This window comes from Limimaricola pyoseonensis, from assembly GCF_900102015.1.
In the GTDB taxonomy this organism is placed as follows: Bacteria; Pseudomonadota; Alphaproteobacteria; order Rhodobacterales; family Rhodobacteraceae; genus Limimaricola; species Limimaricola pyoseonensis.
On the sequence record NZ_FNAT01000007.1, the window covers coordinates 162641 to 177375 of the forward strand.

Sequence of the window (14735 nt, forward strand, 5' to 3'; positions counted from 1 at the left end):
GTCGGTGAAGGCTAACGGTGCGCGTCTTGCCGGTCCGGACAGCTGGGGTTCCAAGGATGCCAGCTCTAAGGAGTTTTTAGCTAGAGGCATGGCCTCTTAGAGAGTGCGGATCTTCTAGGACTTCGCGTGGTGCAGGCATTAATCGCCTTCAGGCGGAACGTGCTAGGTTGCAGTCATTTTCGGCCTCACCTTTTTGGCGATCAGCCTGTTGATCGCTCGCGCTGGACCTCCCATATCTGGGCGTGACACTTGGTGACGCGCTGCGGCCAGCAGCGTGAGCATATCGGCCCTATATCGATTAACGGTGATACCGGGAACATGACCGGCACTATGAGGCAGCCGAAGCCGACGGGGTGAGCCCCGGCGCGACATGCGCAACAGCTCGTAAAGGATGGAGGCTCTGAGCGCCGCTCAACCTCCTCCCGGGCTACGGTCGGCACATAAGCCGTGGCTCGGGGCGTAGTCGAAAGACTACAACCGCGTTTGGCCCGAAGGGGCCAGGATGTCGGAGCTAATGCGGGAGCATGGACGCCGCCCGCTGCACCAATTGGTCTGAGGTGCTTGGCTCTTATGGCTGCCAGTGACGAAGGCACTACAGAACATCCCCCGCCAGCTTCAGGGTCGATATAGAACGTCGATCAGCTCTTGTCCGAGCGTTACTGGAGTTGGCGGGGGATAGAGCAGTTCCAAAGGCCTCGTCGAGGCCGTGGACAACCAATAAACAACTAATTGGCAAACAGTGAAACCCGCCGACGAAGTCGGCGCGCGCCCGAAGGGCGCCGCTCGCCGAAGGCGAGCTCAGAACAAGTATCGTGGTTCAAGCTCATGCTTGTTTGTTCCTTGATACCTATTTGTTCTCTCAGCTTCAGATGTCCTCCAAGAGCCGGTCAAGGTCCTGCTCCTTCTCTTCTTCGGCGCTGAAGTGTTCGGCCAACCGCGACAGCTGCACGATGATGGTCGCAAGCGACCGCTTCTGCTCGTGGAAGGGACGGGGGCCGCTGGTTCGCTCCGTCAGGTGGCGCCAGCTTTCGACCAGCTCTACCTCGCTCTCAGTCAGGTTCCCTCCAAGCTCCTCCCGCAATACCCGCCAGATGTCAGGGTGATATTCGGTCATGGCGATGCGGATGAAGGTGGCGGCATCGACCTCACAGGTTTCGGCCCGCGCCGGGATGCGATTTAGCGGGACCTTGGTCTCGCCAGTCTTCATCATCGAGAGCACGTTTGGCTTAGGTAGTCCGGCCTTCTGCGCGATCTTACGCTGGGTCAGGTCACCGTTGGCGAGGGCGAGCTTGAGGAATTCTGCGGTGGGGCTCTTAGTCATGGGGCGTCTCCGATTGGTTGCGCGGCCTTCGGCGCCGCCGGGATGCCTCTTGTTAGTCAGTGGCGCCGCGACCGTGCATTTGGTGCCCCAGGGACAGTAGTTTCACCTTTGGGCGGTATGAGCGCTTCCTACACTTCGCCCAGTCTTTTGCGAGATCGTCGCTTCTCTCCCGTGCCTGCCATGGTTGTGCTATGGTCCGAGCATAGCGAGAACTCGATGGGAGGAGCTTGTCATGGACGAGACCGCCACGAGGAATGCTTTGCTTGCAGCGATAGAGAGGGGAGAAGGCAGCCGTAGCACGCTGGTGGTGCTAGACGCGGTGCCCATCCACAGCCTGTGGATCGCCCGACACTTGCATCTGCTCGTGGAACTGGACCTCACTGTCGTGATCCCAGCGACTATTCGGGCAGTCTTCGCCGCACGTCAGGATTGTCGCAAGGGGAGGAAGTGCTGGCTCTTCTCGATCGCCATGCGCCGCCTCTGGTCATACGATCCGGCGGTCCCCACGAGTTGCTAGACGGGCTTCAGCGCGAGGTGAGTGATGCAGGCGGGGGCTCTGTGTTCGCGTTCGTCGGATCCTCTGCCGCATGGCTTGGGGAAGCCGCCGCGCAGCATGCTTATTTAGTCGATGTCCGCGATCTGGCAGTCGTAGCCGAACAGGTAGGTTTGCTGGAGAACGTGCTCGAGATCGCGCACGCAATCGAGTTGCCGGGCGACGTGGTGGTGTGGCGGTAACTGATGGAGCAATAGGGCCACGGCGAAGAGTAGCTAAGACGCCCAGAGCGCTGCGCTGGGCGGCAAGTCACCCCAATATGGCCCGAGCTACACCTCCGTGCCTAAATTGCGCTCTATGCCAAGCTCATGAAAGATTTGAAGGGAGTGGCCAAAAACTGAGGCACGAGGGCGTCAAAGAAACGCGGAACTACAAGTAGTAGACGTATGGGTTGGACAAACGAATTACTTATTTGTTTGCAGCCGTCAGGCGATAAGCTATCGACTGCAGGATGATCGCGTTGGTGTTTATGTCGCTATAGTTGGGCATGGCGCGATCGTCCGCTTCATAAATTCCCGGCGAGAACCCCACATCCTGACGCGCATTGGCGCGCACATGGTCGATCAGTGCCTGACTATAGGGGTGCGGGCGCCAAGCCGCCCAGAGGTAGGCCGCTTTGCTGCTGATCACCGCGTTGGCGGCGCCGAACTCCTGAGAGCGATGCCGGGCATGTCCGCTGACCGTGTCAGTGGCCCAGCGACGGTCCTCCGCGTCGAGTTGCAGTCCCGAGTAGAGGAACCAGGGTGCACGATCGATCGGGCATTCGGAGACGCATTTCAGTCGCCCGGTCGTCTCGTATTCCTCGAGTTGTGCGCCAAACAGCACGTCTGCAAGGTAGGCGCTCTCGGGCGACATGCCGAGTTCAATGGCCTCGAGCAGCAGGGGTTCGGCGCCCAGGGGCCCGATCAAACCCGAGACCTCGAGCAGCGCCATCTGACCGTCGGCGCGCGAGCGGCCCGTCAGGACCTCGTAGGGCGAGCGGGCATCGAACCCCCACACCCGGAAGGCCTGAGCCGCGTAGTGCGCGCAATGCGAGCGATAGGAGCTATGGAACAGCCCGTCGGTCACGTTCTGGATTTCGCCCGCCTGGATGATGTCGCCCAGATCATAGCCCCGCACGATCTCCATCGGCCGCGCTCCGGCCGAGGGGTGGTTCTCGAGCGCGTAGAGCGCGGCCAGCAGCCGGCCGGCATCACAGGCATCGAAGTCCTTCGTGCCCCATCGGGCGCGATCGGTGCGGATCCAGCCCTGCGGCAGCAGCCTGCCCTTGAAACGCCGGCCGACGATCTGGGGCAGGATACGGCCGCTGCGCGCCCGGAACTCGGCGCGCCCGATCAGGCCGAGATCATGCGAGGCGATGAGCGCGTTGATGTGGCTACCCACGTCCCACATGGTGACCGCCTCGTGCAGCCGCCGCCCGGCCGGTCCATCATAGGCGGTGGCGGGACAGAGTCCCGTGGCGGGATGAGTCCACCTCTCGAAGTAGCGCCAGGCCCGTCTCGCATCTTCGAGCAAGGCGGCACGCTCTTCAGGCGCGATCTCTCCCGCTGGCTGTCTGATTGCTGCGGAATAGTGCTCGGTGCGCCGGTGGTGACCGATGTAGGGGCTTTGCGGCAGCATGCGGGCCACGGCCTCCGGCATCGACGCCAGATGCAGCCCCGGCCTGTCACCCAGTTTCTGCAGGCTCCGCAGAAGGACGGTCCTGTGTGCCTCGTGCTCCAGGCCATCCGTGTCGACCACCAAGACCGTATCCTCGAGATCGTGCGCAAGGTGCTCGAGCTCGAAGACCTGCTCGGGCCGTGTCAGGGTCGTGGCCGGCAGAACCAGTCGGTTGTCTTCGCTTAGACCTCTGAACCCGGATGGACCCGCGCGCAACTCGATGGTCCGGCTGGTGCGTGACCGGCCCTCGGTCAAGCGCTCGACCCGTCCAACGCGTGCCGGCGCGATGGACGGGTCGACCTCGAGTTCGGCGATGACAGTGCCCTCACCGCGATCGCGCTTGAGGCTGTAGCCATGCGGAATGCCGGCGGCTGACAGCTGCTTACCCAGCGTGAGGAATGCCTCGCTCGTCTCGGAGTTGGTCAGCAGGTGTAGGACGAAGTCCCGGCGGTATCCGAAGTCGTCGCGTAGCTGCGCCTCCGACAGCGTCAGGTGCGACAGGCCGCGGTGCAACTCGGCCGCGAGCGCTTGGCTGGCGAAGACAGCGGCTTCGGCCGCAAGCTGTGCCGGGCTCTGGCGATCGAGATCCGTCATCGACAGCGTCCAGAGGGCCTGGCTCTGTTCCGCCGGGATCTGCCAGTAGAGCGAACGCGCCTCGCCCAGGTCGATCCGTTCTCCGCCGAGAAAGCGCACGGTGCCATCCGGCCAGCGCTCACTGCGCACTGTTCGGCTTCTCTCGGCGAGCAGGAGCACGGTGCGCAGGCCCGCCCCGCGCAGGCCCTGTGGGGATTGCGCGAGGGCCGGGCTGTCGCAGGCGATCGAAGTAAGCCTTGCTTCGTTTTCCGCTCCCCCGAGCAGTCCTTTCAGGCGCGCGACGGCCTCGGCGGCCCGGCGCGCCTGGAAGTAGCTCGACAGCGTGGCCAGCTCGCTGATATGTGGCGCGATTTCGATCAGACCCGGTGCGGTCCGTGTCATGTCCGCCAGAACCTCGGCCACGGGGCTGTCGGCCGTCAAAACCCCATGCTCCGGCGCGTCGAGCGTCACTAGGCAGGTGACCGGAAGGCCGTGGCGCTCAAACGCCGACAATACCGCCCGCAGCGCCTCGGGCGATGTGCCCGCCGCGATGTCCCGCAGGACGGTATAGCTCGGCATCGCGGCGGGGATTGCCCAGCCTGGGCGTGGCCCGAACCCTGCCAGAACGACGCCCGCTCCCTTCAGGAGGTCGCGGCGGCCGATCATGCTCGGCGCAGGCCTGCGATCAGCATGCTGCCCTCTCTTTGCATCCGTCCCCATTTCGCCAGACGTCCCGAGGCTGCGCGCCCCAAGGCCCGGTAGACGCAGTAGTAGAGGATCGGACGGTAAATGAGGCGCTGAAGCGGCAAGAGCAGGAGCAACCGGCGGCTCTCGGAGGGATCGAAGCGGAACGCCGCGGCCGCCATCGCCACCTCGAGAAGCGGCAGCAGCGCATACCCCCCGATCAGCGCCATGGACGAGGCCTGCACGGTCCCGTCCGACTGCAACCAGCTCCACAGGTGGATCACCAAAAAGGCATCGGCAAGCGGGGCCAGCAAGGGCAGCAGGTAGCCAGAGAGCGCGAGATCGGGCAGCGTCATCACCCCGAGCGCCGGTCCATCCCGCCAGGCGCCGCGATGCTTCCAGCTCGCCTGCAACATGCCCAGCGACCAGCGCAGTCGCTGGGTCATGAGCTGCGAAAGGCTGGAAGGCGCCTCTGTGGTGACAATCGCGTTTTCGTCGTAGACCACCCGGTAGCCCGAGCGGATCACCGACATCGTCAGGTCGGCATCCTCGGCCAGCGTCTCGGACGAGTAGATCCCGGCCTCGAGCACGGCCGTGGCCCGCCAGGCTCCGAGCGCGCCCGGAACGACCGGCATGGCGTTGAAGCGCTCGCGTGCACGCCGCTCGATCCCCTGAGCCGTGATGTATTCCAGGGCCTGCAGCCCGGTGAGCCAATTGGTGCGGTTGCCCACCACCACCTTGCCGGAGACGGCGCCCACTTCGGGGTCCCGGAAGTGCCGCGCCAGGCGAGCGACGGCATAGGGATCCACCTGGCTGTCGGCATCGAGGCAGACGAAGATCTCGGCGTTGCTCTCGGCGATGGCGGTGTTCAGAGCGCTGGCCTTGCCGCCATTGGCCTGGCGGATGACTTGCAGCCGCGGGTCGGCGCTGGCCGCCCGCGCGATCTCGGCGGTGCCGTCGGTCGAGCCATCGTCGACCACGATGACCTCAAGGCGGTCATAGGCGCTGGCCAGGGCGCTCGAGACGCATTGCGTGATGACCCGCGCCTCGTTGTAGGCGGGGACGACGATGGCCACGGTGGGACTATCGCCGGCGGACAGAAGGGGCGCCACATGTCGGCGTCGCAGCCGCGCAGCCACCAGCAGGAGGACCGATCGCGAAACGCCGATCGCGAAGGTGGTCCAGAAGCCCACGGCCAGGATGGTCCAGCCATTGCCGAGCACCTGGAACGAGAGCCCGTGCAGCGAGTGCGACAGCGCGGGCGCGGTCGGCATCAGCGTATAAGCGGGCGTGTTCAGAAGACCGGCCAAGGTCGTGAACTCGTAGCCCTGCGCACGCAGTCGGTCGATGATCATGGGCACCGCCGCGACGGTGACGCTCTTGTCGCCGCCGCTGTCATGCAGGAGCACCACGTTGCCCGCACCCTGGGCGATCTGTGCGATCACTTCGTCGGTCAGCGCCTCGGGCGAGCTTGCTGTCCAGTCCCAAGGCACCACCTCGATACCCGCGATCACGTAGCCCGCCTCGTGCAAGGGGCGCAGCGTCGCGAGTTCCGCGGGATGGATCGGCCCGCCGCTGCGCATGTAGGGCTCGCGGTAGAGCCGGGCCGAGACCCCGCTGGCGGTTCCGATGGCGAGCTGCGTCGAGTTGATCTCCAGCCGGGCACGGGTCTCCGAGATCGCGCTCATCTTCGGGTGCCAGTAGCTATGCGAGCCGATCTCGTGGCCCTCTCTCAGGATGCGCCGCAGGATCTGGGGTGACTGCGCGACGCTCTGGCCCAACACGAAGAAGGAAGCCGGGACGCCTTTCTCCTTCAGCGCGTCAAGAATCGCGGGCGTGTGCCTGGGATCGGGGCCGTCGTCGAAGGTCAGGACAATCTGGTCGGGCCGGCCGCGACCGTAGAGCTCAACAAGTGCGGCCCGTGGCAAAACCTTGTAATCGAACTCCGTGATCTCGTTCGAGACCGGGTCGCGCGTGATCTGGCGCACACCGTGCCGGGCGACAGGCCCCGGGCGCACGAAGGGGCCTTCGCCCAGCTGGTGGACATAGCTATCGAAGTAGACGCGGGTCAGGGCGGCATCCGATGCGCCCGCGAGACGTGGCCAGATCGCGGGATCCTCGAGGCCCAGTCCCCAGACCGCCACCGCGGCATCGGACCGGCTCTCGAGTGCGCGCAGTTGGCTGTCGAACGAGGCCAGGTCGAGAAGCCAAGCCCGGACGCGACCGCCAGTCTCGTCGCGCCAGTTCGCGAAGCTGTTGCCTGCTTCAGGGCTGAACGACATCCGTCCGTCAGCAAGGGCAAGCTCGGTCATCGCATGGGCAAACCCGACCCGCTCGGGCTGGGCCACCTGCGGATGCCACAGGACGGCGCCTGCGCCGAGCGCTACGACCAGCTGGTCTTCCGGCACGAGCCTTTGCACTCGCCCGATCTCGGACGCGAACCAATCCCGTCCCGCAAGGGCGGTCGGCGCGGTTCCGATCCAAGGCTCCTGGAATCCCTTGGCGATGACAAAGTCGGCCGTTCGACCGGCAATCTGCAGGAGTGCGGCCTCCGTGTTCGCGGGGAAGATGGTGCAGCGCTCCATCCCGTTCGCACGGGTCAGTCGCATCCACTCGCGCAGCAGCGCAGAGCGCCCGGAGAGCGGAGAGCCCACCAGCGCAGTGAAGTCGAGACAGTAGCCCGGCCAGTCCTGCCGGTGGGCCTCGGCCGCGAGGGCTTCGAACTCGATCTCCAACTGCCCAGGCGACCGCACGAACGCGGCGAGATAGCCAGGCGTCACGTTCACCACGGGCCAGATGGCCGTGCCACGGGGCGCGGCCTGCGCCATGGGCATGCGCGCGGCTTCGGTTTCCATGTCGAGACGCGGCGCATCCTGCAGGACTTCGAGGGTGGCCCACTCGGGCAGCAGCACGTCGATCAGGCCGCAATCGCGCTCGAGAGAGAATGGCGCATGGGGCGAGGACGACGGCGCGAAGGCGAAGACCGGACGGCGGGGTTTCGTGCCTGGCTCGGGGCAATCCGTGGACGGCTGGCTGGCGGGCTGCCAGGCCGCGCCACCCGCATGCGGGCTCGGTGGCTCGAGACCGTGCAAGTGCACATGCGCATCAAGGCCCGGCGGATGAATGGCATCCTGCGGGGCGCTGACGGATGCGAGGCGGCCGGCGTTCCAGATCTCGATGAAGAACAGCGCAGCCCAGACCGCGAATAAGATCGAGGCGGCCAGCGCCAGCCGTCGTAGCCAGACGCCACGCTGCGAGTTGGGGGCCGAGAAGACAGCTGCCGGCAGGCCACGCAGGACGCGGGGAACCACGAAATCGGGATTGCGTGCGGGCATGGATGCTCACCGGGATCAGGGCTTGGAAACCAGTTCGCCAAGCCGATCCGAGCGCGCGAGGAGGGAAGGTCCCCGCGTGCCAGGCTCCGCATTCTGCCGGTCAGTGATCTTGGCGCGAATGTGTCACTGGTAGGGCGTGGATGGGGTGCGGTCCAGCAACGGACATATTTCTGCCGGACTTGGCCAACCAATAGCCAAGTTCCACCGAGTCCAGCGAAACAGTTTCGGCAATATCAGTGATTTGTGTCGCGGCAGGATCCCGTCCGAAGAGTCTACGAATCGTAGCCCGTGAGAAGGTGTGTCATGGAGGTAAGCTTGCATTGCACGCACGGAACCGAGCTCTGTCGTCGACAGACCACTTTGCCACCCAGACTTTCTGGGGAGCCAGTCAATCAGGCGCGCCGTCAAAGCTTACTGTTCTTTACGGTGCCCCAGCTGCCGACGCGCCGCCAGTTCTCCGGCCATGCTATTCGCTCGGGCGACTTCATTGGAGTCGAGCAATGAGAAGCGGCTGCGGATCTGGTCCTCGCGATACTGCTCGGCGAGATGGCCATAGGTCGAAGCAACCGTGCGCGTGTCGGCATGGCCGAGCTGCCGTGCGACGATCTCCAGTGGCACACCCTTCCGGATCAGGTCGCTGGCATAGGTGTGTCGCAGGCCGTGGAAGACGAATGTCGCCGGCAAGCCGGCCCTCGCCGCCGACAGGCGGAACGGACCGGCGTGCTGACGTCGCCAGACGCGCCCTTTGGCCGACAGCAGCACGTGATCGCGCGGTCCCTTGCCCTCGCAGCAGTGCAGGAAGAATGCCATGCCTTCGTCGGGCAGGAAGACGAAGCGCCCGGGGCTGCGCTTGAAGGCGGGGACACGCAGACCATAGATCTGATGGGCGACATCCTCGACCCGGAGCTGGGCCAGCTCGCCGACGCGGCATCCGCTGTAGAGCGCGGCGAGCACCAGATCGCGCAGGGCCGGCGGGCACGCGGCGAGCAAGCGACGGCACTCATTCCGATCGAGGAAGATGCGGCGCGGCGTGTGGTTGACCGGCATTCGGTGAAGACAGCGCCAAGTCCGCTCGCTGTCGAGATACCCGTTCTCCCAGGCCATGCGGAAAGCCATCCTCAGGATAGTCACAAGCGAGTTGAAAGTCCGCTTGCGACGTCGGAGGTCCTCCGCGGTCAGGTCGCACAGCCGGACCTTCGGACGCTCGCGCTGGAAGCCGAACTTCGGCGGTCGCTCGAGAACCCTGTGCGCCAGGCGGCGCAGGTGCCACGTGGTGAGCGCGTTGACCGGCACGAAGAGCAAGTCGGTCGCGAGGTGATAGTTGATCAGTGCGAGGTTGTTGTAGTGCCCCCCGGGCGACCGCGCGATCCGGGTCCAGGCGGTGTAGTCGGCCAGCGCATGGCCAACGGTATAGACCTCGCCGAGCGGACAGAAGTTCACTGACGTCGTGCGTCCGACAGGCTTAGATCGGTTGGCCGCCCGCACGACTTCCGGCTCGGCAAACCAGTCCTGCGCGCGACGGAGCGCCTCTCCGAAGGCCATGACGCCCTTGCCGGTGTCGAGCGCGGGGCCGAGGGCTTTCTGCCTGTAGAGCCGGTCGGTAGTAAGGTAGCGGGCCGTCCAAGTGCAGACCATGGCATGGGGGCGATAGATGCCCAGATGGCGCGAGGTCGCGATGTGCCACCAGTAGGGTGTTTCGCGAAAGGGGAGGGTCTCGATCGCGACCCGCTGCGCGAATGGACAGTCGCGCGTCGGGTCCGATCTGGCAAGCACAGGTGTCGATGACAATGCCGGCATGGGTTCGCCTCCGAAGGGGCGTTAACAGGTCATTGATATCCTGCTGTCTAACATGGCGGCATGGAAAGCGCCGATCACCTGCCTTTGGCCCAATGCCGCTCCGTTCTTGTGCATGCGGGTAGCGGCCCTATCCGCTATGGGCTGTTTGCTCCACAAGTCATCGAATGGATTTTTCAACAACCGCGTTTGCGATGGCTGGTCTTTGAGAGATTTGCATGCCTCGACGAAAGGGCGGAGGTGATCGCAACTAAAGCAGATAGTCTTGCAAATGCCTCTGCTCGACGAATCTGTTATTGGGGTAGGAGCGTATTTTCTGATGAAGTCCGGGTCGGTGGTCGTGGTGTCGATTTATTGCTGTTGATCAAGTGATGGAATTCATCGAAGAAAATTTCGTTCCTTCGCTGATTGCTGCAAGTCTAAGTAGGAATTTTTCTTGAGACTTCCCTCTACTTGAGGTTTGCAAGGTTGTGCGTTCTTGCACTTTCCTCAGTAGGAACGCCCCTATGGAAGGGCCTTGATTTTTCTAGGACTTTGTGCCCTGACTGCCTCGCAACTCCAAGGCGGATGAGGTGCATATGGCTGGCGGCACGTCGACATATTTGCAGTTCCCCCTTCATTTCGCGCATCCCTACAACTGGCCAGAAGAGCTCGATCCGCCAAGCATTAGCTACCGGCGGCAGCCATGTTCCCTGACCCAGCGTCGGTTCGAGGGTCGCGACGAGTTAATCCCGCAGGTCGACCTCAATCTCTTCGATGCTCACGCCGTGCTTGACTGGGTGCAGCTGAAGTTCTTCCTCACCAAGAAGCGGCAAGCGCGCAACGTCGCCCGCACAGTCAATGATGTGCTGCGGGCACAGGGCGAGCGCGGGAACGCTTTTGTTGCGGGACCGAACGAGCGCACTCCCTACGTCGGCCACGAGTTCTATCTCCGGCTGCAGGACCCGACGCCTCGAACTCTGGCGCTGACCCTCTCCGCTGTGCGAGACAAATATCTGCGCGAGGAGTTTGCCGGCACGGTCTTCTTCATCGATGCGGTCGAGGTGTCCGTCGACTTCTACGTCAAGAACCCCTTGGACATGGAGAAGTCCCGTTGCGACCTGTTGCGCTGGCAGATGGTCGATCTTCTGCGCCGGCATCTGCGGCTACCGCCCGACTACACTGCGCAGCCTCGAGCACGCCCGCGGGTGAAATTTGCCGAAGCCCAACCTGTGGCGTCCCTAGTGAACAGCAGGCCTCCAACATGGACGAAGACGCTGGTCGACCCGATCCTCGCCTTGGACCTGCCGCGCCGTGCTTCGACGGTGTTTCATCCCACTGCGTATAGCCCGCCGGTGATCGATGGCACCTACTATGCTGGCCCGAAGGAGGGGCCGGTGCTGGTCAGGATCATGAACAAGGAAACCAACCGACGCGACAATGCCGCGAAGACCTTTGACCCCCTCGACGACGAGGCCAAGCGCGCCCGTCTAGAGGTCATGATCAAGAACGGTCATCCAGGGCTTGGAGCGTTCACGGTTCTCCACTCGATCGGCGAGGTAGGAGACCTCTACGACTTTGAATTTCAGGCGCTGCGATCAGGAATGTTCGAGTTCTTTCTGCCGACGCTGCGGCCAGAGCTGGCCAGTCTGGATCTCGGCTTGAAGGGTCATATTAGCGAGGTGGACGCCTTCGAGAAGGGAGGCGTCTACGCGTTGCACCGGCTCCACGAGGGAGAGAACGAACTCCTTCGGGAGCGTCGTAAACACCGCATGATCTCGGAGATGCCGGCTAAGCTTCGCAAGCATGGTTTCCTGCGTTCGTTCAAGGCGCTGAACCACAAGATCGACCACGCGCTTATAGCGCTTGCTAGACGTTGGGGCAGGGAGGCCCTGCTGTGGGAGCTTCGTGACGCTGGCCTGAGCTCTGCTGTCACGGTAGAGACACGCCCCTCTGGAAAGAGCTTGGCGGTACGCTCTACCTACAGTCATTAGGCCAACCATCTATCTACATGCGAGAAGGTTGGCCACAGCAGCTCCCATAATGCTGTATAGGTAGGCTTTGCGCTGCTTCTGGGGCCGCATGAGGCGCTGGCAGGTTACAAGTACTCGCGTTGAAAAAAAGTTGGCCAGATTCTCGCTCGACTTACCCCTTCGACCATGCCGACTCAGATGCTCTCCAGCAGCCGGTCCAGATCATCTTGCCCGTCTTCTTCCACTCGGAAGTGCTCGCTCAACCGCGATAGCTCTATGATGATGGTGGCGAGCGACCGCTTCTGCTCGTGGAAGGGGCGCGGGCCGCTGGTCCGCTCTGAGAGGTAGCGCCAGCTCTCGACCAGCTTCTCTTCGTCCCCGGTTAGGTTTGCCCCGAACTCGGTTTCCAGCACCCGCCAGATCGCAGGGTGATACTCGGTCATGGCGATGCGGACGAAGGTAGCGGCGTCGACACCGCAGGCCTCGGCCAGCGCCGGGATGCGGTTCAGCGGCACCTTGGTCTCGCCGGCCTTCATCATCGATAACACGTTCGCCTTAGGCAGTCCGGCCCGATGGGCGATCTCGCGCTGTGTCAGGTCACTGTTGGCGATGGCGAGCTTCAGAAAGGTGGCGGTGGGGCTGGTGGTCATGGTGCATCTCCGTAGATGTTGGTTGCGTGGCGTTCGGCGCCAGCGTGATGCCTCATGTTAGTCGGCGGCGCTGCGACCGCGCGTCCTGGCGGCTCGAGTGCCCGGGCTCGCTCCCTGCAAGCGCTGTAGCCTTGCTTGGCCCCACCCTCTCGGCCCCTAGGTTGCAAAGAGGGGCTGACGCTTCTCTCCCGTGCCTGCCATGGTTGTGCTATGGTCTGACCGGAGCGAGGACTTGATGGAGGGGGCTTGTCATGGACGAGACCGCCGCAAGAGGCGCTTTGCTTGCAGAGGTGAAGAGGGGCGAGGGCCGCCGCAGCACGCTACTGGTGCTTGATGCGGTGCCCATTCACAGTTTGTGGATTGCCCGGCACTTGCACCTGCTCTTGGAGCTCGACCTCACCGTCGTGATCCCAACGACAATTCGGGCAATCTTCGCTGCACGTCAGGATTGTCGCAAGGGAAGGGAGGTGCTGGCCTTTCTCGATCGCCACACGCCGCCTCTGGTCATACGGCCTTGCGGTCCCCGCGAGTTGCTGGACGGGCTTCGGCACGAGATGAGTGATGCTAGCACTGGCTCAGTGTTCGGGCTCGTCGGATCCTCTGCTGTATGGCCGGAAGGCGGCGCCGCGCAGAATATGCACCTTGTCGATGTCCGCGATCTGGCGGCGGTGGCCGAACATGTGGGTTTGCTTGAGAACATGCTCGAAATCGCACACGCGATCGAGTTGCCGGGCGAGGTGGTGGCATGGCGGTAGCTGATAGAGCGGCAGGGTCACGGCGGAATGCGGCTAAGGCGCCCAGAACGCCGCGCTGAGCGGCAAGTCGCTCTTATTACGGGGTCTGGGGCGTGCGCGCCCAGACCGCGCTCGATGGCGAGCATATAGAAGGTTCGCCGGGGGCAAACTTTCCCTAGGTCATCTCGCATGCCGATGGCATGCTCGCCCATGGCGGCGGCTCGTGATTTCCCTCGGGACCGCAGCATTCCCTTCGGGCCGCCGCCGGCTTTAGCATCTACCGCTGAACTCTGTCCTCTTCCTCGATGTCGTCGAACAGCGGCATGACAAGATCGTGGATGGTGGGCGAGTTCGACCCGTCCCGCTCGCCGCTGAGCTGGGGGCGCGCCGAGCGGGGCCAGACTTCGCCCAGACCTCCCAGCAGTGCGACGACCTCCTCCCGGCGCGCCGGAGGTAGGCCGAGGGCCATCAGGCGCTCGACCAGCTCGGTGTAGCGTTCGTCGGCAATGAAGTGATCCTGTATGCGTGGCTCGAGCATGGTGGTCTCCCTGGCTGATGGCGTCGGGAGCAGCGCAAGCGTCATGGAGCTTGCTCATGGTGTCAGCAGGTGGCCCACTCCTTTGGCGGAGGCCGCGATACGCGGTCAATATTGCTGCCTTAGGTGATCAGAAGGGCATGCAACACAACCTGTCTATCGGTAAGGTCTGCCCACCTCGATCGTCGGAAAGGGGTGCAAGGAGAGCGGCCTAATCCGAGTTAGTTTAACTGAACTGCCGTCCGCCCTGTCCCGGCCCTTGGATCTCTCCGGGTCGCGGTAGACACTCTGCTGCCTCTAGCCGGACGGTTTGCGGTAGTAGGATACTTCGCAGCATCTCGCCGGTCGCATTCTTGTCGTTCGGCCCGCCACGCGCTTAGCTGCGGCGAACCTTCAGAAGATCCTCATGCTCATTCGTTCCGCAGTCTTGGCCAGCCTGCTCGCCCTCGTTCCCGCTCTTGTCGCTGCTGACGAGATGTGGGTCAGCGAGACCGGCCCGGTAATCTACGAGAGCGAGATCGATGACATGGCGTTGCTGTCCTTCATGGCCCCGGAGGGAGCGGGCATGCTCTACATTCACGACCTCGCCGGCAACTATGAAGATCGCGGTGTTCATGCCAGGTTCTGGATCGCGGACGAGCCCGGGGCCTGCGCAGCTACCCTTACCGGTCCGGACGGCCGCAGTTCGCGAAACTTCGGGCGTCTGACGGTGGCGTTCGATCGGCCCGGCTGGCCGTCGGGGTTCACTGCCGTGCTTTATCCCTGCATGGACGACTATGGCGTGCCGCACCAGCTCCGGGCATCGCTCGAGTAGCCTCACGCCATGCGGGCTGTTCTGCGCGACACCCCCGATGTTGTAGCGCAGCTTATTGTTTTCGTTGATTAAGAGGGGGGCGGAAACGTCCTGACAGCCACGGCGCGGGGTCGCCTGGGGAGGAGGCGTCA

At 63.7% G+C, this 14735-nt stretch carries 12 protein-coding genes; 6 read left to right on the forward strand and 6 right to left on the reverse strand.

Annotated features, from left to right (window positions below; genetic code table 11):
• Positions 1 to 865: 865 nt before the first annotated feature.
• A complete protein-coding gene (locus BLT43_RS14755) occupies positions 866 to 1321 on the reverse strand; it encodes a hypothetical protein (protein WP_090114053.1) in 456 nt (151 codons plus the stop codon).
• Positions 1322 to 1553: 232 nt separating this feature from the next.
• On the opposite strand from BLT43_RS14755, the gene BLT43_RS14760 reads away from it, so the two are divergent.
• Together BLT43_RS14760 and BLT43_RS19195 are read left to right on the forward strand one after the other, a co-directional pair.
• A complete protein-coding gene (locus tag BLT43_RS14760; protein WP_090114054.1) occupies positions 1554 to 1838 on the forward strand; it encodes a hypothetical protein in 285 nt (94 codons plus the stop codon).
• 41 nt (positions 1839 to 1879) lie between these two features.
• The gene (locus tag BLT43_RS19195) at positions 1880 to 2056 is read left to right on the forward strand and encodes a hypothetical protein (protein WP_165612629.1); all 177 of its coding nucleotides are present in this window, start codon (positions 1880 to 1882) and stop codon (positions 2054 to 2056) included.
• A 226-nt stretch (positions 2057 to 2282) separates the two neighbouring features.
• Here BLT43_RS19195 and BLT43_RS14765 read toward each other — a convergent pair whose 3' ends face one another.
• From BLT43_RS14765 to BLT43_RS14775, 3 genes are all read right to left on the reverse strand, one after another.
• Positions 2283 to 4772 (reverse strand): DUF3131 domain-containing protein, encoded by a 2490-nt coding sequence (locus BLT43_RS14765; protein ID WP_131802663.1) that lies wholly within the window; start codon positions 4770 to 4772, stop codon positions 2283 to 2285.
• On the reverse strand, positions 4769 to 8125 hold the full coding sequence (locus BLT43_RS14770) for a glycosyltransferase (protein WP_090114056.1): 3357 nt from the start codon (positions 8123 to 8125) through the stop codon (positions 4769 to 4771). The genes BLT43_RS14765 and BLT43_RS14770 overlap by 4 nt, the downstream gene beginning before the upstream one ends.
• Before the next feature lie 411 nt (positions 8126 to 8536).
• Positions 8537 to 9922: a tyrosine-type recombinase/integrase gene (locus BLT43_RS14775; protein WP_090114057.1), complete on the reverse strand. Its 1386-nt coding sequence runs from the start codon at positions 9920 to 9922 to the stop codon at positions 8537 to 8539.
• Positions 9923 to 9982: 60 nt separating this feature from the next.
• On the opposite strand from BLT43_RS14775, the gene BLT43_RS18950 reads away from it, so the two are divergent.
• Positions 9983 to 10291 carry a hypothetical protein gene (locus BLT43_RS18950; protein ID WP_131802664.1) on the forward strand — a complete coding sequence of 103 codons (309 nt, stop codon included), beginning with the start codon at positions 9983 to 9985 and terminating at the stop codon, positions 10289 to 10291.
• 206 nt (positions 10292 to 10497) lie between these two features.
• Positions 10498 to 11892, forward strand: coding sequence for a hypothetical protein (locus BLT43_RS14780; RefSeq protein ID WP_090114058.1), 1395 nt, complete (start codon positions 10498 to 10500; stop codon positions 11890 to 11892).
• 173 nt (positions 11893 to 12065) lie between these two features.
• Here BLT43_RS14780 and BLT43_RS14785 read toward each other — a convergent pair whose 3' ends face one another.
• Complete coding sequence (locus BLT43_RS14785) at positions 12066 to 12521, reverse strand: helix-turn-helix domain-containing protein (protein ID WP_090114059.1); 456 nt, start codon at positions 12519 to 12521, stop codon at positions 12066 to 12068.
• A 251-nt stretch (positions 12522 to 12772) separates the two neighbouring features.
• On the opposite strand from BLT43_RS14785, the gene BLT43_RS14790 reads away from it, so the two are divergent.
• The gene (locus BLT43_RS14790) at positions 12773 to 13276 is read left to right on the forward strand and encodes a hypothetical protein (RefSeq protein ID WP_090114060.1); all 504 of its coding nucleotides are present in this window, start codon (positions 12773 to 12775) and stop codon (positions 13274 to 13276) included.
• Positions 13277 to 13532: 256 nt separating this feature from the next.
• On the opposite strand, the gene BLT43_RS14795 is transcribed toward BLT43_RS14790, so the two are convergent.
• Positions 13533 to 13838: a hypothetical protein gene (locus tag BLT43_RS14795; RefSeq protein ID WP_090114061.1), complete on the reverse strand. Its 306-nt coding sequence runs from the start codon at positions 13836 to 13838 to the stop codon at positions 13533 to 13535.
• Positions 13839 to 14196: 358 nt separating this feature from the next.
• Between BLT43_RS14795 and BLT43_RS14800 the strand changes: the two genes are divergently transcribed.
• Positions 14197 to 14604, forward strand: a complete 408-nt coding sequence (locus BLT43_RS14800) for a hypothetical protein (RefSeq protein ID WP_090114064.1) — start codon at positions 14197 to 14199, stop codon at positions 14602 to 14604.
• The last annotated feature ends 131 nt before the right edge of the window (positions 14605 to 14735 follow it).

Coding starts and splice junctions, on each gene's coding strand:
- BLT43_RS14775 (WP_090114057.1), bottom strand. CDS start 9,922: ATGCCGGCATTGTCATCGACACCTGTGCTTGCCAGATCGGACCCGACG.
- BLT43_RS14785 (WP_090114059.1), bottom strand. CDS start 12,521: ATGACCACCAGCCCCACCGCCACCTTTCTGAAGCTCGCCATCGCCAAC.
- BLT43_RS14755 (WP_090114053.1), bottom strand. CDS start 1,321: ATGACTAAGAGCCCCACCGCAGAATTCCTCAAGCTCGCCCTCGCCAAC.
- BLT43_RS14770 (WP_090114056.1), bottom strand. CDS start 8,125: ATGCCCGCACGCAATCCCGATTTCGTGGTTCCCCGCGTCCTGCGTGGC.
- BLT43_RS14760 (WP_090114054.1), top strand. CDS start 1,554: ATGGACGAGACCGCCACGAGGAATGCTTTGCTTGCAGCGATAGAGAGG.
- BLT43_RS14800 (WP_090114064.1), top strand. CDS start 14,197: ATGCTCATTCGTTCCGCAGTCTTGGCCAGCCTGCTCGCCCTCGTTCCC.
- BLT43_RS14790 (WP_090114060.1), top strand. CDS start 12,773: ATGGACGAGACCGCCGCAAGAGGCGCTTTGCTTGCAGAGGTGAAGAGG.
- BLT43_RS14795 (WP_090114061.1), bottom strand. CDS start 13,838: ATGACGCTTGCGCTGCTCCCGACGCCATCAGCCAGGGAGACCACCATG.
- BLT43_RS14780 (WP_090114058.1), top strand. CDS start 10,498: ATGGCTGGCGGCACGTCGACATATTTGCAGTTCCCCCTTCATTTCGCG.
- BLT43_RS14765 (WP_131802663.1), bottom strand. CDS start 4,772: ATGATCGGCCGCCGCGACCTCCTGAAGGGAGCGGGCGTCGTTCTGGCA.
- BLT43_RS18950 (WP_131802664.1), top strand. CDS start 9,983: ATGGAAAGCGCCGATCACCTGCCTTTGGCCCAATGCCGCTCCGTTCTT.